The organism is Luteolibacter yonseiensis, from assembly GCF_016595465.1.
Classification (GTDB): Bacteria; Verrucomicrobiota; Verrucomicrobiia; order Verrucomicrobiales; family Akkermansiaceae; genus Luteolibacter; species Luteolibacter yonseiensis.
On the sequence record NZ_JAENIK010000005.1, the window covers coordinates 1 to 19,539 of the forward strand.

Below are 19,539 nucleotides of genomic sequence, written 5' to 3' on the forward strand. Positions count from 1 at the left end.
TCGGGGGGATCGGGGAACTCGTTACTTGAGGAGGTAGGTGACGGTGTTGCTGGTGCCGGTGGTGGTGTCGTCGCGGAAGTAGATGACGATCTGTTGGGTGGTGCCGGCGGAGGTCTTGGTGAGGAGGGCGGTGTTTTGGGCGGGGTTCTTGGCGGTGGAGGCGGAGCTGTATTGGTTGTAGTCGCTGTTGTCCTGGTCGAGGGGGAGGGAGAATCCGGGGCCCTTGAGCTCGCCTTTTCTGCCGATGGTGAACTTGACGGTCTGGCCGACGTTGAAGCGGGGGATGCCGGCGGGGATGCGGAAGCTTGCCACGGTTTCGGAGCCCTGGGTTTCGAAGGACTGCCTGTCCTCGATGGTGAGGGTGAAGGTTTGTTTGGCGGCGAATCCTCCGAAGCGCTTGCCGGCGGGTGCGGCGTGGGCGGTGGCGGTGATGAGGAGGGCGCAGAGGGCGAGGCGGATGAGGGTGATGATTTTCATGGAAAGGGGATTGCTGTTGGCGATGGGCAAACCCTAGCGCGGATGGCGGTTTTTGTAAGCTTTGAATTCGACGTAATCACGTAAACGTGAATGCGTTGACGCGATCGCGTAGGGTGTTTTCGCGGGCCACGCGTGATGGCGTAAACGCGATCGCGTGGGTTGCGGAGGAGCCTGGAGAGCAACGGCGGTGGCTCTCTTCAGACGGGTTTGTTTCTCCTTGGAGTGGGGTGCGGGGCTGTGTCCGCAGGGTGTCACCGCCACGGGGGAACTGTCCGGCGGCGGTGGGATTTCGCGGATGCCCGGATCACATCCGGGACGGGGTTGCGGACTCGGGAATGGTCAAGGACGGGCCAGGAGATAGGGCACGGCGTTGTCGAAAAGCGGCCTCTTGGCTGCCGCGATCACATCGGGATCGGCCGCAGCCGGACCGCCTTGTTTGACCAGGAGGAAAGCTTTGTGCCGTGCTTGTGCCCTGGAACGTATTTCCATGCCTCGGGCGATTTGAACCGCCTCTTTGGCCTGTTCAATCCGCTTCCACTGCCGTTCCCGCTGGTTGTGGAGTGTCAAGGCATCCAACCGGGCCTGCATCTCCGGGGACACCGGGTAGCAAGCCAATGAGTCTGGCTTTTTGGAATCGCCAGCGGCCGCTTGCGCTGGCAAGTCGCGTTCCTGTTCCACCGCACCGGACGGGGTGTTCAGGGCGACGGTTTCCGGAGAGGAGGCGGGCGGTGTCCGGGGTGCCTGGGGCTGTGGTTGCCGCGGGTGTTGGGAAGGGGCTTCCGTCACGTGCGCCTGTGGTTGTGGCGGCTCGTTGTCGCAGGATGTCAGCAGGGCGATGCCAAGCAGGACGGCGGCTTCATGGTGACTTTCTAACGGGGGGGCGGTGGGACGTCAAGGGGGGGATGGGAAGTGTCATCAGGAGCCCCCTACAGGCAGGTCTGAGAAAAGAAGTGGGAAATAATATTCGGCGACTTTGCTCGGAAAGGCGATTCTCAGGGGGCCTTTTTCAGTGGTGGAGTAGGCGAGTCCTTCGTCCAGGGCTTTCCGGATCACTTCGCGCGAGGCGGTGCCCTTGAGGCCGAGGATTCCGGGGACGGCGCCTCTGGGGATTTCCCCTTTCAAAATGAGCTCGGTGACGAGTTTGATGAGCGGGTCCCGGAAGCGGGGCTCGAGGTCCACGCGGTTGAAGCGGAAGTAGTTTTCGATGCGTTGTCGGAGATGGAATGGCTCGATGAGGCCTATCATGAAATCGAGCTGGTCCAGTATCTGTTCCAGGAAATAGATGCAGAATTCCGACAGCCCCCTGTCGCTGAGATTGCCTCTGCCGTCGTAGTCGTTGTGGCGTCCTTGGTCGGCGTTTTGCAAGCGCGTGTAGTAGGTGGATCGGGTCCGTGCCAGCCCTCTCGACAAGGTCCAGAGACCTTCTCCGTCGAGGCCGATCCTGATCATCGCCGCTTGGGTTTGCAGCCGGCCGACACGTCCGTTTCCGTCGCCGAAAGGGTGGATCCATGCCAAGCGGTGGTGGGCGGCGGCCACGGCGATCAATGCATCGGTGGCTGGAAGTTCCGAGCTGGAGTAACAGGAATGGAACCGCCGCATGAACAACGGGAGGGAGGCGTGATCGGGCGGGGTATGCCGGCCGACATCCACATTGTGGTCTCTCATCGCCCCCGGGTTCAAGGAATGACGGATTCCTTCATGGGAAGTGGTGAACCAATCTGATTCCGGGATATGGGAATAGAATTCGTGGTGGAGCCAGGAAATGAAGTCGGGATCGAAGGGATTGAGGTCTTTTTCCGCCGCCAGACGGTTTCTCATGGATCTCTCGGCTTTGATGTGGGCCACGCTCAGGAGTTGGTTGCGCTGGTCATCGGGCAGGGGGGAGAAATCGTCGCGCATCGCCCGTTCGATGTCCCGCGGGAGGGTTTTGTGTCCCTCGATCAGGTTGGAATAGTAGCTGTTCATTCCAGTGACCAGTTTGGCAACTTCCTGCCGGACCACCGGAGAAGGCAGGCTGGCATCGAGTTGCCCGGATTTTCGAAAAATCCGGGCACTTAGCTCCGCCAGATCACTTCTCCCCGCATGGGGAAGAAGGGGTTCCATGGATTCGATGTGTCTGTGAATCGATGTGTGGCGTGCCATGTCCGATGATCTTTACGATGATCCTTATTTTTCAAAATTCCATTGTCTTAAATGGATTAGGGGATGTGTCGCGGGATGAATACGCCATAAAACGATGATCCTGGCGATGATAAAAGAAGGCCTCTCTCGTGCGGAGAATGGCCCGGAGGACATTGGGACTGGAAGGTGGCGGACTCGAGCGCGGCCACGGCGACGGCGGGTGATGCCGGAGGAAGGCGGGGGGCTGGCGAAGACGGGCGGAGGAGCGGGGGGGTGGGTTGGTTTTTCAGGGGTTGTCCGTCTTGTCGAGCCAGCCGAGCCAGGTGATGTCGTCGGTGACGGGGATTTCGGGGTAGTGGGGGTTGAGGGATTTGAGGATGCGGACCTTGGTCTTGCCGTCGGCGGGGGAGGTGTAGGTGTGGCCGGTGGCGATTTCCTTTTTGGTGGCGGGGCGGGAGCCGTAGATCTTGAGGGTTTTTTCCCCGTCGAGGTCGAAGAGGTAGATCTCGCCTTTCTTGAGGACCGGCTTTTTGAGGCTGTCCCGCTCGCGGAGGATGAGGGTGGTGCCGTCGGGGTAGCGGGGGCTCATGCTGTCGCCATGGATCTGGACGGCGAAGCGCCCGGGATCGATGTGGCGGGTGGGGATGTAGGTGTCGCTGTCGGCGGAGAAGGGTTCTCCGGCGGCGGCGTGGAGGAGCGGGATCTCGGGGAAGGCGAGGATGTGCTCCGCAGGGTGGGGGACCACGGCCGCGGCGAGCCTGCTTTTCCGCGGGGTGGATGACGACGAGCCCGTGAGGGGGGTGATCACGGTGGATCCGGCTCGTTTGAGTTCGTTTTCGATCGCTTTGGCGATCCACGCGGAGAGGCCTTCTCCGGCGTGGAGGGCCTTTTGCTTGGCCGACTCGATGAGCGAGGGGTCCAGGGTGATGTTTGGTTTCACCTTTTTCTTGTCCTTGCTGATGGAGGGCCTGCCCGCTTTTTTCTTGTTAGAATCCATGATTTTTGCTGGGTGTGCACGGATGTTAACACTTCTTTAGTAATTTGGCGAACGGTTTAAATGGGATTTTAATGCCCATTTAATTTTTGGTTTTACACACCCATTAAAATGGGTGTATCCCTATCCCCGTCATGCCGAACGAAACGAAAGACCAACCGGCCCCGAAGAGGGGGCGCCCCGCGACGGGGAAGACGAAGGTGAAGCTGAGCGCCACCGTGAACCCATCATTGATCGAGGCGGCGATGAAGCAGGCCTACAGCAAGGGCGAGAGCCTCTCGCAGTTCGTTTCCCGCGCCATCCAGAACCAACTGTTGGGATCATGAGTGCTTCCGGGAATGTTTTTACGGGTGGGGCGGGTGCTTTCCCCACGGAGTCCGCGCTGACGGACGCGTCTCTGACCGCGGCGGCGGAGATCATGGACTGGGATGGGTTGTCGATGCCGACGCTGGAGGAGCTGGCGGGGATCATCGGGAAACACCGGGCCGTGGCCGCCGATGATGTTTTGGGTTTCAGCAGGCGCAAGCTGGCAGAGCTGAGGGAGGTGTGTCCGGAATATATATCATTCGCGATGGATGTGCTCCAGCTGCATGCGGGGGCCCCGGTGCATGCGAAGTTCCGCGTGTATTCGGCGGTGACGGGCGCGTTCGAGGGGGATGATCCCGACGCGCTGATCCGCCTGCTGGCGGAGGACGCCCGCGGCCGGACGGAGGCGGAGACGCTGCGCCGCCAGGCGGCGGAGCTGCTGGAACGGGCGAGGCTGCTCGATGCGAAAAAATCACGGCCCATGGGCTGACGAACACTTTCCTTCCCCGTGTGCCTACTGGGTGGCGACCAAGTGCTGTACTCATAACAAACAGCGAATGCCCGAGGCCGCCGGCCGGACAATATCGAGAGTCACGGGGAGGGATGTTTTTTGGGAGAGGATAGAGGATAGAGGATAGAGGATAGAGTAATCCCCGATCCCCGATCCCCGATCCCCGATCCCCGATCCACGATCCACGATCCACGATCCACAATCCACAATCCACAATCATAAAAAAAATGAATGAGATGAATGATACGATCATGCCGGAGTGGCTGACTTTGGAGGGGGCGGCGCGGTATTGCGGGCTCTCGACGCGGACGCTGGAGTCTTTGGTGAAGGATCTGCACGTGGTTTCTTCGAACGTGCGGATGCCGGGGAAGTCGAGGGGGCGGCGTTTGTTGAAACGGGCGTCGCTGGACGCGTTCATCGAGTCCGGGATCAGCGGCCCGGCGGTGATCCCGATGAATGTGGGGAGGGAAAAGCAATGAACGCGGAGGCGTGGATCTGCATCTGTGTGAACGTGGCGCTGGCGGTGCTTTTTTTCCGGACGCTGCGGCAGGCGTCGGAGGAGGGGGAGGATCGATGAGGGGAAGAGTTGATGGTTGAGAGTTGATGGTTGGTGGAAAGAGAAGAGGAAGACCCGGAGGAGGATCCGGGTGGGCGGTGGAAGAGAAGATTTTACCGCAAAGGCGCAAAGGTCGCGAAGGGACGCGGAGAAATTGATGGTTGAGATGAAGGGAAGATCGGCGGCGCGGAGGTAGAGGGAGAGAAATCGAAACGCGGAGGACGCGGAGTGGGGGGAGGAAGACGCGGAGGATGAGGTGCCGGGTGATGGGTGGGAGGGAGGTTTATCGCAAAGGTGTGAAGATCGTGAAGGGAGATGGAGAGAGATGGAGAGAGATGGAGAGAGATGGAGAGAGATGGAGAGAGATGGAGAGAGATGGAGGAGATGGAGGAGATGGAGGAGATGGAGGAGATGGAGGAGATGGGGCTTGGGTTTTTTGAACCACGGATGGACGCGGATGAACACGGATGAAGAAAATGGAGGAGATGGGCATTCTCGATATGAAGAGCAATACGAACATGGTGAAGCCCTGTGATGACGGGGTGCTGGAGGAGATGGTCCGCCGGTTGGCGAGGACGGACGCGTGGCTGTCGAGGCTGCGGCCGGCTCCGCATGAGCTCCGCGCCAGCAGGGGATTGCGGGGTGCGCGGCGCAGGTGTCTGCGCAGATGAGTTTTTTTACAATATATACCAGAGGCGCGAAGCTTTCGGGCTTTCCGGCATCGGGGCGGTTGCCGGGGGACAGGATGTCCCCCGGGGCAGCCGTCAGAATGACGGCGCTCCGATGGCTGGCGCCGGACGGAGCGCGTTCCTTCAGAAAGGAGCGCGTTCATCCTGGACGCTGCGTGCCGTGGACATCCTGTCCGGCTGCGGGGTGGGGCGCGATCCGGTTGGGATCGGGCCGACGACTCCGGATTCGGGGGATTTCAATATGATCTTTTTTTCAAAATCAAAATTAACCAAAAACCTGATATCTTATGAATTATCATGATTTCCGCCGCGCGGCGCTGGGTCTCACGCTTCATGGTCCTTTTTCCCGGAACCGCCGCCGCCGCCGCGAGGTGCGGCCGCTGGTTTCCGCCGGGGTGGTTTTTTCCGCCGGAATGGTGGTGGGGTGGCTGGCGGGGCTGTTGGTGTGAGATTCAAGATTCAAGATTCAAGATTCAAGATTCGATGTTCGATGTTCGATGTTCGATGTTCGATGTTCGATGTTCGATGTTCGATGTTCGATGTTCGATGTTCGATGTTTCGCCACATGGGGATGACTGATTTTTGATTGATGAAACGTGAGGGTCACATGACGCGGGCGCGGCCACCTCCTGGTGGTGTGGGCCTGGTTTTTGCCGATGCTTTTCCAGCGGATGGTGCGGTTTGTCGCGGTCCGGGGCAGCGTCCCGGTTAGGGATTTGTACGACGGATGGGTGCCCCGCTCGCGGGGGACCGGATCCGGCCGATGTTGCCATGGTGCCGCCCCTTCGGGATTTTTGTTTCCCGGTGGCGCGGAATCCGGGGCGTTGTCCCGGGCTGCGATGGGTCGTGCCATGCCGTGGAGACCGGGGATTTCCGGTCCGGCGGTTTCCGCTCCCGAAAGGTGGGGCGGTCGTGTCGTCTCCGTGCGCCGGGCTTCCGACATCCCTGCCGGGGCTGGAATGGATGGGGGATCGTGGTCCGGTGGCTCGCGCCACCGGCTGATATCCTCCTGTCCCTCCGGCACGGAAGGTGAGGGAGACGGCTCTGCGACTGGAATTCATCGAGAAAAAGATCTCGGGCGGTGAAACCGTGGACGACGTGTCCGGCACGGCGTCGTCTTCAGCACCAAGGGTGCGGAATGGGAAATCCCATGGCAACGCCATGGGAGAAGGTCCTGGCAAGACGGAGCCCTGAAAGGACGTGATCGACGGAGGATGGGTGCGGCGAGGATTTCGTCCCTACCGGACTCCTGGAAATCGTCATGGATGTCCCGGGGGCGCGCCGCGCCCACCCCGGGCTGTCGCATCGCGCACCTTTGGTGCTGGAGAATGGCGGGTGGTCGCAAATCCATGTCGGGCGTGTGTTTTATATAACTTGTTTTTTTATCATCATGAATTGGCTTAACTTGAATATTCAGACTCTTGATTCGGAGCAGTTCCTCGGTTCGGAGCCGGTGGACCGGGCGACGTGGCTTTGTCTGCTGAGGTATTGCATCGGCCAGGAGAATTCCGGGGTGATGGTGGATTGCGCGGGCTGGTCGGACCGGAAGTGGCAGCAACTGGTGCGGGTGACGAAGAAGGAGGCGGAGCGGGTGTGCGACCTGTGGGGGTGGGATGGCGGCACGCTGCGGGTGTGGGGTTATCCGGGGGACAAGGAGTGCGAGGTGAAGCGGCTGCGGGAGATCGGCAAGCAGACGACGGAGGCGAAGCGCGCGGCGGCGAGGACGAACGGTGCGAAGGGTGGCAGGCCGAGGACGGCGGACCGGGGCGCGGAGACGGAGGCTGACGAGGACGCGGACGTCGGCGCGAGGGATCGTCCGGAGGATGGGGGCGTGTGTGAGGTGGTTTCCGGCGGGGTGGTGGATCGCCCGCCGGTGGGGACGGGGCGTGGTGGTCCGGCCGGTCCGGTGCGGGTGGTGGATGGAAACCGGACATGCGCCGTGGCGGGTGGTCCGGCGGGTGCTGGTGCGGAGGGTCCGGCGCCTGGCGGGTCATCGCGGGTTTTGGAAACCCAACAGGGAACCGAACAGAAAACCCGTGCGGAACCCATGGAAGGGAAGGGAATGGAAATGGAAGGAGAAGGGAACGGAATCCCCCCCGACCCCCCGCGGGGAGGACTGGAGGCGCTGGCGGAGGAGATGTGGGAGCTGTGCCCGAGGCTCGGCAGGGAGCGGTCGTCGCAGGCGCAGCTCATGGCCCAGTTGCGGAGGCTGCCGGCGGTGGTGGCGCTGGAGGGCGGGCGGATGCTGGTCTCGCTGAGGGCGTGGTGTCTCTCGGAGTCTTGGACGCGTGAGGAGGGGAGGTTCGTGCCGGGGATCCACCGGTGGGTGCGGGACGGGAAGTGGCGGTTGGTGCCGGAGCCGGCGGGGGTGGGGAAGGGGAAATTCGCCGGAATACAGGAGGACATTGATTTACCGATATGAACGCGACGAGGAACATTCATGACGGGGCGGACATCGCCGCGCGGATCGCCTGCAGCCTGGAGAAGCTCATCGAGCAGGCTCCGGATGACGGGGAGGTGGCGGTGCCTGCGGCGCGGACTTCGCTGGTGAGGCCGGCGCATGGCTGGGATTCGCGGTATGTGGAGGAGGCGGAGTTGTCCGGGGAGCGGTGGCACGATTTTTTCCGGGACGCGAAGACGCAGGTCGCGGGCGGTGGGATCGTGGCGTTCCTGGGGAACCGCGGGACGGGGAAGACGCGGATGGCGGCGGAGATCGCCAGGGCGGGTTTCTGGCCGACGGACAAGGGCGAGTGGAACGGCAACATGGTGGTGACCGGGAAGACGGCGCTCTACCGCCGGGCGATGGACATCTTCCTGGACCTGCGGGATTGCGCGAAGAAGGGATCGGCGCGGAGCGAGAAGGATGTGCTGGATTCTCTGGCGCACGCCGGGCTGCTGGTCATCGACGAGTTCCAGGAGCGGGGCGAGTCCGAGTGGGAGAACCGCATCCTCTGCAACCTGCTGGACAAGCGCTACGCGACGCGCAGGCCGACGGTGCTCATCGCGAACCACACGGTGGCGGAGATGACCGCCGCGCTGTCCCCGTCCGTGAGGGACCGGATGCGGGAGGGAGGAAAGGCGTTCGTGTTCGACTGGGGGTCTTGGAGGAGGAGGTGAGGGGGATGAAGCAGATGATGTTTTTATCCGGCCCTCTCCGTCACGGACCGTCGCGATACAAACTTTCGGGCGGTCCGGAACAATATTATATCATTCGTGACACAGTGCGGCGAGTTTATTCGGCGGTCGGTCATATTGCACGAATTGATGTGATTGTTAGATATATTGTGGTTTGGTGTCGAATATTGATTAATTCATTGCTGTTTCCAAATAACCCACTCTAATGGCAGGTGGCTTGGGATAATGTCCGGACTTTTGACAGATATCATCCCCTACAAACAGGGCCGAACCCGCCAGAAACCATCCACATTCCACACCATGAAAACGCGCGCACGCAAGTTGATGATCGTGACATCGATCATATTTAGTTCTGTCATTCTGGGGGATCAGGCCGCCTCCGCGGCATTGCTGTCCGTCGATCTCGGTAGCGCCGCTTCCTATGCGGTGCTGGCCGGCTCGGGCATCACGATCGCCGGTCCGGCGAACTCCTCCACCATCATCGGGAACATCGGCTCACACGCGACGGTCTCCATCACGGGGTTGGAAAACCTGAACCTCGTGGGGACCAATCACGCGGGAAACTCCATCACCCAAGCCGCCAAGGCCGACCTGCAGACGGCCTACACGGATGCGGCGGGCCGCAGCTTCGACGGTGCCGCGTTTGCCGACGGGCATGTTCTGACCGGCATCATGACAACGGGCGTGTACCACGGCTCGGGGTCGTTCGCGTTGAACGGGATACTCACCCTCGACGCGCAGGGGGATCCGGATGCGGTATGGATCTTCCAGATGACATCCACCTTCGATGTCGGTTCCGCCGGGCAGGTGGCGCTGCTGAACGGGGCGCAGGCGTCGAATGTCTTCTGGCAGGTCGGGAGCTCCGCGACCCTGGGGACCGGAGCCCGGCTCGCCGGGACCATCCTCGCGGCGCAGTCCATCTCCATGAACACCGGCGCTGTCATCAATGGCCGGGCGCTCGCCTCCGCAGGTGCTGTGACGATGGGTGGATCCACCATCACCCTGCCGGTCCCCGAGCCCTCAGCGATGCTGCTTTCCGTCATCGGCATTTGCAGCCTGCTCGCCACCCGGCGCAGATCCTGACCCCGTGTCCGCGGTCCTTTCCAACCGCAGCCCGTCAGGAACAGGGATGGGCGTCTATCGACGGGACCGGTCGGAGGAATAGGGTCCCGCAGTTCAATAAGACGGGCTGGTTTCAATTTTTGGCGATCCTATCGCAGGAGTTTCGCGCACCCTGGAGTCATGTGGAGGAAATGACCGGACAAGGGATCCAGGCACGGTTGTTAGAAATTTTCGCGTAATGCGAAATATCTCTTCCCATCATCAAATTTTTGATGCAGTGAGGCACTTGTCATTATTAGTGAAATTCATTTTACCTTAATTTTTTCATGAACAAAGGCAATCTGTCCGTATCTACGGCGTTCACGAAGGCGGGTGCTCTGGCGTTGTCGTCGATCGCCCTGGGTCTGATCTCAAGTCCTCCGCAGGCGTACGGGGAGTGGGGTGGTGTCGGCGGGGTCTCGCCTCCTCCTGCTCCGCCGGTATTGAATCCGTCAACCACCGATCTCGATGGCGATGGCATGCCGAACACATGGGAGGACTCCAATTTCCTGAACAAAAACAGCGCGGACGACGCCCTCAGCGACTTCGACATGGATGGACTCACCGCGCTGCAGGAATATGAGTTGTTCCAGCAAACCGCGGGGGCGTTCGGCAAGCCTGCCGGAAAATGGCAGATGGCCATGCTTTCGCGGCCCACGGGCCTGACCCCCGCCTCGCCTCCCATCAGTCTTATCGAATGTGCGGCGAACGGAGTCATCCTCGCCCGTGTCACCGGGCGGCTGCCGGGGACCACCGTAAACACTTACTATCCATATACCTGGTCTCCCGTCACGCAGGCCTGGACACGCATCGCTCCGCCGGAGGGTTTTTCCAACGTCACGGTACTGACACCGCTGGATGTGAACTCATCCGGCCAGGTTGTCGGGTATTTCAGCTCGGGAAGCACGACCAAAGGCTTTCTCTGGACTCCCGGTGCCGGGCCGGCCGGGGGGACCACAACCGTGTTTTATCTGAGTTCCGGAGGAAACCAACTGGATGCGGTGCCAAGAAGGATCAGCGACGCGGGCTACATCGTGGGGGATGTCGGGGCCTTGGGGGGCCGCAGCTTCGCCGCGACGACGAGTGGTTATGAAATCACGTTTTCCGGCATGTCGATGAATCCCCGTTTCCAGGATGTGAACGACTATGGAGAGTTTGTCGGTTCCGTCCTCAATCCCCTCTCGGGGGAGAGGGAGGTCTTCCTCGCGACGGCGGCGGGCCAGGTGTTTCTCACCGGCGTCGAACAGGCGCCGTTTTTCGAAGATGGGGTCTTTGACAACGCCGTGGTGGCATGGGGTCTCAATCCGGGACTCGTGCCGGACATTGATCCGGACTCCATCGCATGGCTTCATTACCCGTCCGGTTACACCGGACTGCGTGCGGGAACCGCCACGGACCGCAGGACCGGATCCAGCGTGAACGTGCATGAGGGAAGCGGCGCGGAGTTCTACTGGCAGTTGGACAACACTTATTATCCGGACTACTGGTACACCTATCCCGGCTTTTCCGCATCCGCGGGTTGTGTGAACGACTGGGGCGAGCTTGCGGGAGGTTATTCGGGAACCATGCGGCGCACCAACTTTCATTTCTATACGGGCGCACCTGGCGAGACCCATGCGACGGAGGGCAGCTCCACCAGCGTGGTGGATTCCGGAATCTTTTTCTACGACGGAAGTTATTACCACTCCGACGCCCAGACCTTCACCTACGGAGTGTCGAACGATCCCCGCGTCCTTGTAGGCACGCCGTTCTCCATCTGGTCGGGGGCTCTGACCGTGCCGGTTTCAAGCCTTATTCCTGCGGGAAATCCCACCGTCTTCGCGTCCGCCCGTCTGGCGGACAATGGCAGGATCATGCTCCAGGCCGGCACCTCCAATCCGCCCATCTATATTCTCAAGCCCGATCAGGATGCCGACAGCGACGGCATGCCGGACGACTGGGAAAAGTACCACGGCTTCAATCCGAATTCCGCCAGCGACGCCTCCGCGGATCCCGATCAGGACGGCATCACCAACCTGGTGGAATTCAAATATCGTACCAATCCCCTGCTCGTCCAGATACCCGGCACGACCCAGTTTGTCGACATCCGTCCGGGCATCGACAACGACGGGGACGGCATGCCGAACGTGTGGGAGTGGAAATACGGCCTCGACTACGACGATGCCTCCGACGCGGAGACGGACGCGGATGGCGATGGCCTTGGCAATCTGAGGGAATTCCGGCTGGGGACGAAACCAAACAGTCCCCACAGCGACGGCGACGGGGTTCCGGACGGTGTCGAGGTTCTGGTGACTTTCACCAATCCGCTCTCGGCCTCTGACGGTGACTTGGACGGAATGCCGGACGATTGGGAGAAGTGGTGGGCTTCACGCATCCTGGCCTCCGGGGTGAGCCTGACAGGACCTCAAACGGCGGCGTTGCTACTCGGACACCTCGAACCGGATGATGATTTTCTCGGGGCGGGAACGAGCAATTTGACCCAATCCGAAGTATCCGGCAGCATTATGACTGGCGGCAGTGCCTACCGTATCCAGCAGAAGGAGCGCGCTATCTGGGGGAATCTCATGGCCAACCGTTGGGGGAACGCCTGTGGTATTGACGGTTTGGCGACCGGAGACGTACGGTATAAAGGGTATGACTGGGCAGATCATTGTCCTCCCGCGGGATGGCTGACACCGTCGGCATCTGAAATCGAGGCGAAGCTGGCTGAGAAGGCGCCCTGGACGGCGATAGAGAACTGGGATTTGGTTTGGGACGCCTACACTATATCCAGAATGCAACGGGAGACGACCATTTCGTTTTCGGAGAGCTATACATACACCCAGTTTCTCAAGGAGGAGCACAAATTCAGACTGGTTTTTCCGGATATTTCCACAGAAGGGAGAAAACAGAGTTTCATAAAGGTGACGACTTCCTACGGATACCCTGTTTCCGGAGCACCGGTCATCAGCTATCAAACAGTCAATTTCACCATCGCAGCGGGGCAGACGACGTCCTCGGATGTCGAGATCGGTCCTGAACTGGTATTGGGGAAGGAAGCGCTGGTGAGCTTGGTTCCTACGGTGGTCAAAATCAACGGTACGGATGAACTGAACGATGACCTTGTCGCGGTTTCCGATGGACTGGATCCGGAGTTGTCTACCGAACTCAGCGTGCAGGTCGGGGATCTTGAGGCAGGCACCACTGCCGAATTCTCCATGGTGAACGCGGATGGGAACATCAAGTTTGATCCCGCCAGTGTGGCCCTCGCGTCGGGAGTCAACAAAATCAAAATGTGGGGCATCTCGCCAAGCTCTGCCAAAAACAGTTCCAAGATCAAGATATTGATCAAATCATCCTCCAAAGAGGCTGTGATTGAGAAGGACGTGACCGTAATAGACGGAATCAAGCTGACGTTTGACGGAAAATTCTGCTCACCCATCGATGCAAGAAACGAGCGCTGGCGTCCGGGAGTGACCGAGTATCCAAATGCACCGAAAAATGCTCCGGATGATGTCATCGATGCGGATAGTGCGGATTACTCGAGTTCCATTTCATTCACCTCGGGCGACCAGACACAGGAACTGCGGTCCTGGTCTCCCAAATCCTCGGTGAAAGTGACCAAGGTCGAAGCGGTCTCGCCGCCGATGGAGCTGGGCGATGATCCGCTGAAAGGAGCGGATCTTCATATGACAAGCGGAAAGTTCGAGCACAACCACGGAGCTTCGGAAAAAATTGAAAATCCGGTGGTTCATTTCAAAACGGCGAATGGATCGCTTTTCTCGATTGAAATATCCAATCGCTCCGACGACTCGAGGATTGCGCCCGACGGGACTGTTGCGACGGTGCCGGTGGCTCAGAAGATCAACGCCGCGGCCCTCGGGGGGGACAAGCTGGCTCTCTGGCTTCAAGCCGCCCCCCCCTATAATGTGGTCTATGTTCCGAATGCGGGAAACACCCCTCACTCCGACCAGAGAGATCATCTGGAGAACACGCTGTCGAAGCTTCGCTTCAAATGGGAGAATAGTAAATTCAAGTCGATCAAGCAGTCGAATATTGGAAAATCAGTTGCGGCCAAGGCGGCGGTGGGAGCGGACCAGAAGCGCGGTCCGGCCAAAACCAAACTGGAATTCAAGTTGGACAGTTGGGATGGTTGGGAGCTGAGCGGGAAGGTCAACGCTGGAAAATTCACATCACCATGAAAAAGTTCACTTTTTTAAGTTCGGGTATTTCAGCCGGCTTCGGGCTGTTCCTGCTGTGCGCCTGTGATGGAAGCCGGAAGGAAGGGAACAATGTTGCGGGTCGGGATCCGGGAAACAACCCGTCGGGACAAATTGGGAATGCGGCTGGTGAAAAAGACCCGACCCCATCCCAATCTTCCAAAGACAGCCAGGTGACGGGTACTGAAAAGGATGAGCTCTCGGACGAGCTGCGCCGGATATTTCCTCCATCCCAACCTGGATCGGAGTTGTCACCGGAGAATCTGGCGCGGCTTGGCGAACTGGTGCCTCGTCTGAGGGCCGAGAAAAGGTTTTGGGATGTGATTGGCGCGGTCTCTCCAGGCCAGCTCCCGCACTTCAGGGACGCGATTCTGGCGGACCTGAGAAATCTGGATTATCAGAACGGGTCTTATGTGAATCCTGACCTGCGCAATGCCTATAGGGTGGCGAACTGGCTTCGGGACAAGGAGGTTGCTTCGACAGCCTTCGCGCAGCTTGAGAAAGAAAAGCCTTTTATCTTTCCGAAAGAATCTCCGCTGAAGGATTGGCCGACCGCCGAGCATGCGGAGTACCTGCTCCGGGGAAACCAGGGCATTCTGGCAGCCGCTGTGGTCGGACTTGGTGATGAGAAAACAATGGAGGATTACCGGAGAATGCTGGAGTCTGCTTCTGATGATTCGCAGCGTGTGCTGATCTGGGCTCTTGGCGGGTCGCACCGGCTGGAAGACTTTGATCTGCTGATGCGGCTCAGGGAGAAAATCCAATCCCGCGAGGTGGCGGATACGTTGATACAATCGCTGAACAGGATTCCCGAATCCATGGAGCGGGTGGCGAGATCTCCCGAAACCACATCGCCGGAAAACAGGCCGTCGCACCCCGAAAGCCTCCTTGCTGTAGCGGAATCGTGCAGGAAGCGATTGGCGGATTTGAATCTTACCTTGGAACCCACTTTCGGCGATTGAGGGGGGGGGTGGGGTGAGTTGTTAGGGCGACAGGTCTTGGAGCGTGGGTTTTTTGTGCTGGCGGCGGTTCCGGCTCCCCTCAGGGGAGCGGGTTTGTAGGGGTGGGGGTGCCCCCGGGTTTCGTCGCTGGCGCTCCTTCACCCGGGGCTGATTTCGGGAATCCCTCCGGGATGAAGATGGAGATATGTTGCGAAATGTCAGGTTTGTGCAGGTGCCGAGATGTTGGATGGTGAAGAAGTGGCCAGGGGAAGTGGTGCCGCCCTTTCAGGGCTTGAGGGTTTTGGTGGGCGGGTTCCCGAGGCGTTGCCTCGGGCTATCTCATTTCGCACCTTTGGTGCTGGAGATAGGGGCGGAGGGTATGGGGATTTCCATGGCGGCGTTTGTCGGCCTTGTCCTGCGGCTTGGCTGGGGTCTGGTCGTTCAGTTGATCCATCGTACTCCATTCACGGGTTTGGAGGCGCGGCCTTCCATGTCGACCACGACGATGTACCAGCCTTTTGTTCCGGAAGCGGGATCCGGGCTGAAGGAGACGATCCATTTTTCCCCGCTTGCGGCGTTTTCCTTTCCGAGCCACACGCGGTCCATGTAGTAGTTTTCGAGGTGGATGGATTTCCGGGCGTATTCCGTGGCGACCTCGATGGCTTTCGGCATTTCGAGTTTCGGACGGGGATAGGGGCCAGGTGAGTTCGCGGCGGCGGCTTCCCATAACAGAAGACTGATGAGGACGATGCGTTTCATTGGAGTGGCGGTGGATGGTGGGACCGGGGATGGAATAGGGGCTTGGCGGTTGAAAGCCGCCGCCACGGGGTGTTTGTCTGTTGGACGGGGGGACCGGTGATGGTGGGTGTGGCGACCGGTGATCGCCGCCACGGTGCGGTTGTTCAGCGGGCGGTGTGGCGGATCATGTTTACCTCGCCGTCGGGATGGAGGTGGATGGTGCCTCTGGCCAGTCTCCAGCGGATCATGGGTTGTCCGGGAGGTGGTTTGGGTTGGTAGTCGACCTCGCCGCGGTCGATGGCGGCGAGGAGGCGTTTGAATTCGTTGTGGAGAGCGGGGGAGTCGAAGGTGTGGATGATCACGGTGAGATCGCCGGGCAGGGTGTGGTGGGTGTCTTCGTATTCCGGGATCAAGAAAGAGATGGCCCTGAGGGTGGATATGGCTTTGACGTCCTGGGCCTGCTGCCATTGGGTTCTCACGAAGGGACCCAGGGCCGCGAGGATCAGCAGGAGGGTGAGGATGATATAGGGACGGCGCTTTTTTCGGGAGATGGGCATGTCTCGGGTTTTGGTGAGACTCGGGGTATGGAGGGATTTGGTCGAGGTTATTCTGGAGGGGGGATTCTGGAATTGGAAAGAGAGGCTTCCGGAATTTGAAAGATCGTGTCAGTCCTTTGCGGTGTCCGGAGTTCGCGCTTTAGCGTGCTCTTTCGAATTGCAATCCGGACTTCGTGAAGGGGCGGAGGTTTGTGAACATGCTGTGGCTTGTGAAAGAGCTGGAGTCTGGTGAAAGAGCGGGGGCTGGTGAAAGAGCAAGCTGAAGCTTGAACTCCGGACAGCGTTCCGGCGGATCATCGTCGCATTGTTTCGGTGACGACTTTTGGAGTCGGTATAATTTGCGGTGTCCCTCGGGGATGGTGATGGAGAGGCGGTGGAGTGGCGGTGGAGAGGCGGTGGAGTGGCGGTGGAGTGGCGGTGGAGAGGCGGTGGAGTGGCGGTGGAGTGGCGGTGGAGTGGCGGTGGAGTGGCGGTGGATGGGAGCTGTTTGTTAGAAATTTGGCGGGTTTCGGGGAGTGGGTTCGTTTTAAAAAATGGTTTTCAGGTTTCGGGTTGACAGGGGAATGGTGCGGCTCCAAGTAGCACCTTCCCATATCATTACCCATTAATTAATACCCTATGAAACCCATCCTCCGGTCGTCCGCCTGCCAGTTTTCGCTTGCCTTGATTTTCATGTCCATGGGCGCCGCCACGGCGGCCTCCATCGATTCCGCCAGTTCGGGAAACTGGAATGCCACGGCCACGTGGTCGGGTGGAGTGGTGCCACAGACGGGTGCGGGCGATAACGCCGGCATCCTCACCGGCCACACGGTGATGTACACCAACGGCGCGCCGTTCGCCGGCTTGAACGGGTCCAACGACTTCGGCGTGGGCAACGGCAACAGCATCGATATCAACGGCGGCGTCCTCAGCCAGGCGGAAGGCGGCTGGTGGGTGCGCATCGGCCACAAGGGCGTGGGCACCTTGAACATCAATGACGGACGTTTCCACGTCACCGACTCCACCGGAGGTGGCACGAACCTGCAGGTGGGCGTCGAGGCGGGTGGCAACGGCACCATCAAGGTCGGCGACAATACCGGAGCCGCGGGCAGCGCGGTGCTCAACCTGCGCGACCGTGTGGATTTGTCCGCCAACGGCGGTGCGTTTTCCCTGAATCTCGCTCCGAGCGCCGATACTGTCGGGGTGGTCACGATCAACTCCGACGGGATTCTCGAGGGGGATCAAAAAACATGGAACGGAACGGCCGTGGCCCTGAATCCCCACGTGCGGATCGGGCAGTCGACCTCCCCTCTCCAGAGTGTGCTCAAGGTGAATGCGGGTGGTCAGTTCAACGCCCGGGGCAATGTCGAGATCGGGGCGCAGGGCGGCGCCAAGGGACTGCTTCACCTGGATGGTGTGGCTGCCCGCATGGATATGTCCGAGGGCGAGCTGACGGTGGGCTTCACCGGAACGGGTGCCATGACGGTGGAGAACTCCGCTGTTTTTTCCCGCTCGAACACGGTCGAGGCCAGAACGGATCTCTATGTGGGCCGGAACGGTACCGGCAACGGCACGGTCACCATCGCATCCGGCGGGGAGTTCCGCCGCGAGTCCGGGGACAACATCGGTGACCTGCGCGTCGGGTACGACGGTACCGGCGTGTTGAACGTCGAGGCGGGCGGACTCTACCACAACAACTCGGGCAACTGGGATTGGCTGGGCCAGAATACCAGCGGCAACGGAACGGTGAATGTGAACGGCGGCGTGTATGAAATCACCAGCGGCTCCAACATCGTCGTCGGCGGCAACGGCACCGGTACTTTCCATCACAACAGCGGCACCACCAACCTCAGCGGCGTGCGCGCCGGTGTGACCAACGGCACCGGTCTCATCACCATCGGTGGCGGCACCTTCACCTCCCGCGGAGGTTTCTATCTGGGCGGCGACTCGACCACCAGCGCGGGCACCGGCTCGGCCACCGTGAATCAAACGGGTGGAGAGCTCCGGGTGGGCGGTTCATTGGTGGTCGGCATCGCGGCCGGTCATACCGGAACCTACAATCTCAATGGCGGCACGGTGGTGCATACGGGCTCCGATATCAGCGTGGCCGAATCCGGCAGCGGGACAATGACCATCGCGGCCGGAGGCACCCTGACCGATACATCGACCACCGCGGGAATCTTCTATGTGGGGCGCAACGAGGGATCCAGCGGCACGCTGATCGTGAACGGCACCCTGACCAAAAGCGGCAGCCCGAATGCCATCCGCGTGGGCAACGGCAACGGCGATGGTGTGGACAACACCACCGCCACGGGACTCCTCGGCGGCACGGGTTCCATTTCTTCCGAAGGCGGGGTGCGCATCGGCAGCTTCGGCACCCTCACCGCCGGTCTCAGCACCAGCGTGGGCGTGCTCGGTCTTACGGGGAATCTCTCCTTCTCTCTCGGAGGCAAGGTGCATGTGGATCTCGACGGGGCCACCGCCGACCGGGTGAACATCACCGGCAACATTGACCTGGTTGCGGACGCTTTCACCTTCAATGTCCTTTCCGCACCCACCGCGGCGAGTTATGTCCTCGCCAAATACACCGGTGACCTGACCGGCACGCTCTCCGGGGTGAACGTCCCCTCCGGGTATACGCTCACGCACGACACCTCCGCCAAGGAGATCCTGCTGACCTTGCAGTCCGAATCCGGCTACTCGGCCTTCATGGACCAGTTCACCGGCCTGGGCGCGGAGGACAAGCTCCCGGGCGCCGATCCGGATGGCGACGGCCTGAGCAATCTCGTGGAGTATGCTCTCGCGGGATTGAATCCGACGACTGCCGACACTTCGCCGGGGACGCTTGTGAATGGTGTCATCAGCTTCACCAAACGCGACATCGCGGTGGCGAACGGTGATGTCGAGTATGTCATCGAGGAATCCACCACCCTGGGCCTGGCACCGGACCCGTGGGCTCCTGTCGCCAGCTATATCACGAATGACGCCACCACGATTTCGGCGTTGATTCCCGCGGGATCGGAGAAGCATTTCGCGCGTCTTTCGATTATCGGCGACTGATTCATGCGCCCCCGCCGCGGGATTTTGGTTCCTGCGGCGGGGGACTTTTTTGATTGATCCTCGCTCCTGTGTCCGGGCCGTCGACGCGGTGGCTTGTGGAAGAGCGGGAGTCTGGTGAAGGAGGAGGCTCGAAGCTGTGAGCTGGTGCTGTGGGCTGAAGAGGCTGCCGGAATTT

General features: G+C 60.4%; 18 protein-coding genes. 12 read left to right on the top strand and 6 right to left on the bottom strand.

Annotated elements, in window-relative coordinates:
- Window positions 1-21: 21 nt before the first annotated feature.
- The 4 genes from JIN84_RS05520 to JIN84_RS05535 all read right to left on the bottom strand — a co-directional run bounded on the left by JIN84_RS05520 (window position 22) and on the right by JIN84_RS05535 (window position 3,595).
- Window positions 22-477 (bottom strand): hypothetical protein, encoded by a 456-nt coding sequence (locus JIN84_RS05520; RefSeq protein ID WP_200350029.1) that lies wholly within the window; start codon window positions 475-477, stop codon window positions 22-24.
- Between the two features lie 339 nt (window positions 478-816).
- The gene (locus tag JIN84_RS05525) at window positions 817-1,155 is read right to left on the bottom strand and encodes a hypothetical protein (RefSeq protein WP_200350030.1); all 339 of its coding nucleotides are present in this window, start codon (window positions 1,153-1,155) and stop codon (window positions 817-819) included.
- 237 nt (window positions 1,156-1,392) lie between these two features.
- The gene (locus tag JIN84_RS05530; RefSeq protein WP_200350031.1) at window positions 1,393-2,580 is read right to left on the bottom strand and encodes a Fic family protein; all 1,188 of its coding nucleotides are present in this window, start codon (window positions 2,578-2,580) and stop codon (window positions 1,393-1,395) included.
- A gap of 304 nt (window positions 2,581-2,884) precedes the next feature.
- Complete coding sequence (locus tag JIN84_RS05535) at window positions 2,885-3,595, bottom strand: S24 family peptidase (RefSeq protein WP_200350032.1); 711 nt, start codon at window positions 3,593-3,595, stop codon at window positions 2,885-2,887.
- Window positions 3,596-3,726: 131 nt separating this feature from the next.
- Here JIN84_RS05535 and JIN84_RS05540 point away from each other — a divergent pair, with 131 nt between their 5' ends.
- The 11 genes from JIN84_RS05540 (at window position 3,727) to JIN84_RS05590 (ending at window position 15,051) form a co-directional block, all read left to right on the top strand.
- Window positions 3,727-3,918 carry a hypothetical protein gene (locus JIN84_RS05540; protein WP_200350033.1) on the top strand — a complete coding sequence of 64 codons (192 nt, stop codon included), beginning with the start codon at window positions 3,727-3,729 and terminating at the stop codon, window positions 3,916-3,918.
- Complete coding sequence (locus JIN84_RS05545) at window positions 3,915-4,388, top strand: hypothetical protein (protein WP_200350034.1); 474 nt, start codon at window positions 3,915-3,917, stop codon at window positions 4,386-4,388. The genes JIN84_RS05540 and JIN84_RS05545 overlap by 4 nt, the downstream gene beginning before the upstream one ends.
- 248 nt (window positions 4,389-4,636) lie before the next feature.
- Window positions 4,637-4,888 (top strand): MerR family transcriptional regulator, encoded by a 252-nt coding sequence (locus JIN84_RS05550; RefSeq protein ID WP_200350035.1) that lies wholly within the window; start codon window positions 4,637-4,639, stop codon window positions 4,886-4,888.
- Between the two features lie 392 nt (window positions 4,889-5,280).
- Window positions 5,281-5,436 carry a hypothetical protein gene (locus tag JIN84_RS05555; RefSeq protein WP_200350036.1) on the top strand — a complete coding sequence of 52 codons (156 nt, stop codon included), beginning with the start codon at window positions 5,281-5,283 and terminating at the stop codon, window positions 5,434-5,436.
- Window positions 5,437-5,577: 141 nt separating this feature from the next.
- The gene (locus JIN84_RS05560) at window positions 5,578-5,955 is read left to right on the top strand and encodes a hypothetical protein (protein ID WP_200350037.1); all 378 of its coding nucleotides are present in this window, start codon (window positions 5,578-5,580) and stop codon (window positions 5,953-5,955) included.
- On the top strand, window positions 5,942-6,103 hold the full coding sequence (locus JIN84_RS05565; protein ID WP_200350038.1) for a hypothetical protein: 162 nt from the start codon (window positions 5,942-5,944) through the stop codon (window positions 6,101-6,103). Before JIN84_RS05560 ends, JIN84_RS05565 begins: the two co-directional genes overlap by 14 nt.
- 941 nt (window positions 6,104-7,044) lie before the next feature.
- On the top strand, window positions 7,045-8,076 hold the full coding sequence (locus JIN84_RS05570; protein ID WP_200350039.1) for a hypothetical protein: 1,032 nt from the start codon (window positions 7,045-7,047) through the stop codon (window positions 8,074-8,076).
- Complete coding sequence (locus tag JIN84_RS05575; protein WP_200350040.1) at window positions 8,073-8,771, top strand: ATP-binding protein; 699 nt, start codon at window positions 8,073-8,075, stop codon at window positions 8,769-8,771. Before JIN84_RS05570 ends, JIN84_RS05575 begins: the two co-directional genes overlap by 4 nt.
- Window positions 8,772-9,089: 318 nt before the next feature.
- Window positions 9,090-9,872, top strand: coding sequence for an ice-binding family protein (locus JIN84_RS05580; protein ID WP_200350041.1), 783 nt, complete (start codon window positions 9,090-9,092; stop codon window positions 9,870-9,872).
- A 305-nt stretch (window positions 9,873-10,177) separates the two neighbouring features.
- Complete coding sequence (locus JIN84_RS05585) at window positions 10,178-14,071, top strand: hypothetical protein (RefSeq protein ID WP_200350042.1); 3,894 nt, start codon at window positions 10,178-10,180, stop codon at window positions 14,069-14,071.
- Complete coding sequence (locus JIN84_RS05590) at window positions 14,014-15,051, top strand: hypothetical protein (protein ID WP_200350043.1); 1,038 nt, start codon at window positions 14,014-14,016, stop codon at window positions 15,049-15,051. The genes JIN84_RS05585 and JIN84_RS05590 overlap by 58 nt, the downstream gene beginning before the upstream one ends.
- Before the next feature lie 420 nt (window positions 15,052-15,471).
- On the opposite strand, the gene JIN84_RS05595 is transcribed toward JIN84_RS05590, so the two are convergent.
- Together JIN84_RS05595 and JIN84_RS05600 are read right to left on the bottom strand one after the other, a co-directional pair.
- Window positions 15,472-15,789: a hypothetical protein gene (locus tag JIN84_RS05595; protein WP_200350044.1), complete on the bottom strand. Its 318-nt coding sequence runs from the start codon at window positions 15,787-15,789 to the stop codon at window positions 15,472-15,474.
- A 143-nt stretch (window positions 15,790-15,932) separates the two neighbouring features.
- Entirely contained in the window at window positions 15,933-16,325 is a 393-nt protein-coding gene (locus JIN84_RS05600; protein WP_200350045.1) for a hypothetical protein, read from the bottom strand.
- Between the two features lie 618 nt (window positions 16,326-16,943).
- Here JIN84_RS05600 and JIN84_RS05605 point away from each other — a divergent pair.
- Entirely contained in the window at window positions 16,944-19,364 is a 2,421-nt protein-coding gene (locus JIN84_RS05605; protein ID WP_200350046.1) for a beta strand repeat-containing protein, read from the top strand.
- Window positions 19,365-19,539 lie beyond the last annotated feature (175 nt).

What these genes read in the sequence shown, in the direction of transcription:
- JIN84_RS05600 (WP_200350045.1), bottom strand. Translation starts at nt 16,325, where the DNA reads ATGCCCATCTCCCGAAAAAAGCGCCGTCCCTATATCATCCTCACCCTC.
- JIN84_RS05580 (WP_200350041.1), top strand. Translation starts at nt 9,090, where the DNA reads ATGAAAACGCGCGCACGCAAGTTGATGATCGTGACATCGATCATATTT.
- JIN84_RS05550 (WP_200350035.1), top strand. Translation starts at nt 4,637, where the DNA reads ATGAATGAGATGAATGATACGATCATGCCGGAGTGGCTGACTTTGGAG.
- JIN84_RS05575 (WP_200350040.1), top strand. Translation starts at nt 8,073, where the DNA reads ATGAACGCGACGAGGAACATTCATGACGGGGCGGACATCGCCGCGCGG.
- JIN84_RS05540 (WP_200350033.1), top strand. Translation starts at nt 3,727, where the DNA reads ATGCCGAACGAAACGAAAGACCAACCGGCCCCGAAGAGGGGGCGCCCC.
- JIN84_RS05560 (WP_200350037.1), top strand. Translation starts at nt 5,578, where the DNA reads ATGAGCTCCGCGCCAGCAGGGGATTGCGGGGTGCGCGGCGCAGGTGTC.
- JIN84_RS05570 (WP_200350039.1), top strand. Translation starts at nt 7,045, where the DNA reads ATGAATTGGCTTAACTTGAATATTCAGACTCTTGATTCGGAGCAGTTC.
- JIN84_RS05555 (WP_200350036.1), top strand. Translation starts at nt 5,281, where the DNA reads ATGGAGAGAGATGGAGAGAGATGGAGAGAGATGGAGAGAGATGGAGAG.
- JIN84_RS05605 (WP_200350046.1), top strand. Translation starts at nt 16,944, where the DNA reads ATGAAACCCATCCTCCGGTCGTCCGCCTGCCAGTTTTCGCTTGCCTTG.
- JIN84_RS05545 (WP_200350034.1), top strand. Translation starts at nt 3,915, where the DNA reads ATGAGTGCTTCCGGGAATGTTTTTACGGGTGGGGCGGGTGCTTTCCCC.
- JIN84_RS05595 (WP_200350044.1), bottom strand. Translation starts at nt 15,789, where the DNA reads ATGAAACGCATCGTCCTCATCAGTCTTCTGTTATGGGAAGCCGCCGCC.
- JIN84_RS05530 (WP_200350031.1), bottom strand. Translation starts at nt 2,580, where the DNA reads ATGGAACCCCTTCTTCCCCATGCGGGGAGAAGTGATCTGGCGGAGCTA.
- JIN84_RS05520 (WP_200350029.1), bottom strand. Translation starts at nt 477, where the DNA reads ATGAAAATCATCACCCTCATCCGCCTCGCCCTCTGCGCCCTCCTCATC.
- JIN84_RS05565 (WP_200350038.1), top strand. Translation starts at nt 5,942, where the DNA reads ATGAATTATCATGATTTCCGCCGCGCGGCGCTGGGTCTCACGCTTCAT.
- JIN84_RS05535 (WP_200350032.1), bottom strand. Translation starts at nt 3,595, where the DNA reads ATGGATTCTAACAAGAAAAAAGCGGGCAGGCCCTCCATCAGCAAGGAC.
- JIN84_RS05585 (WP_200350042.1), top strand. Translation starts at nt 10,178, where the DNA reads ATGAACAAAGGCAATCTGTCCGTATCTACGGCGTTCACGAAGGCGGGT.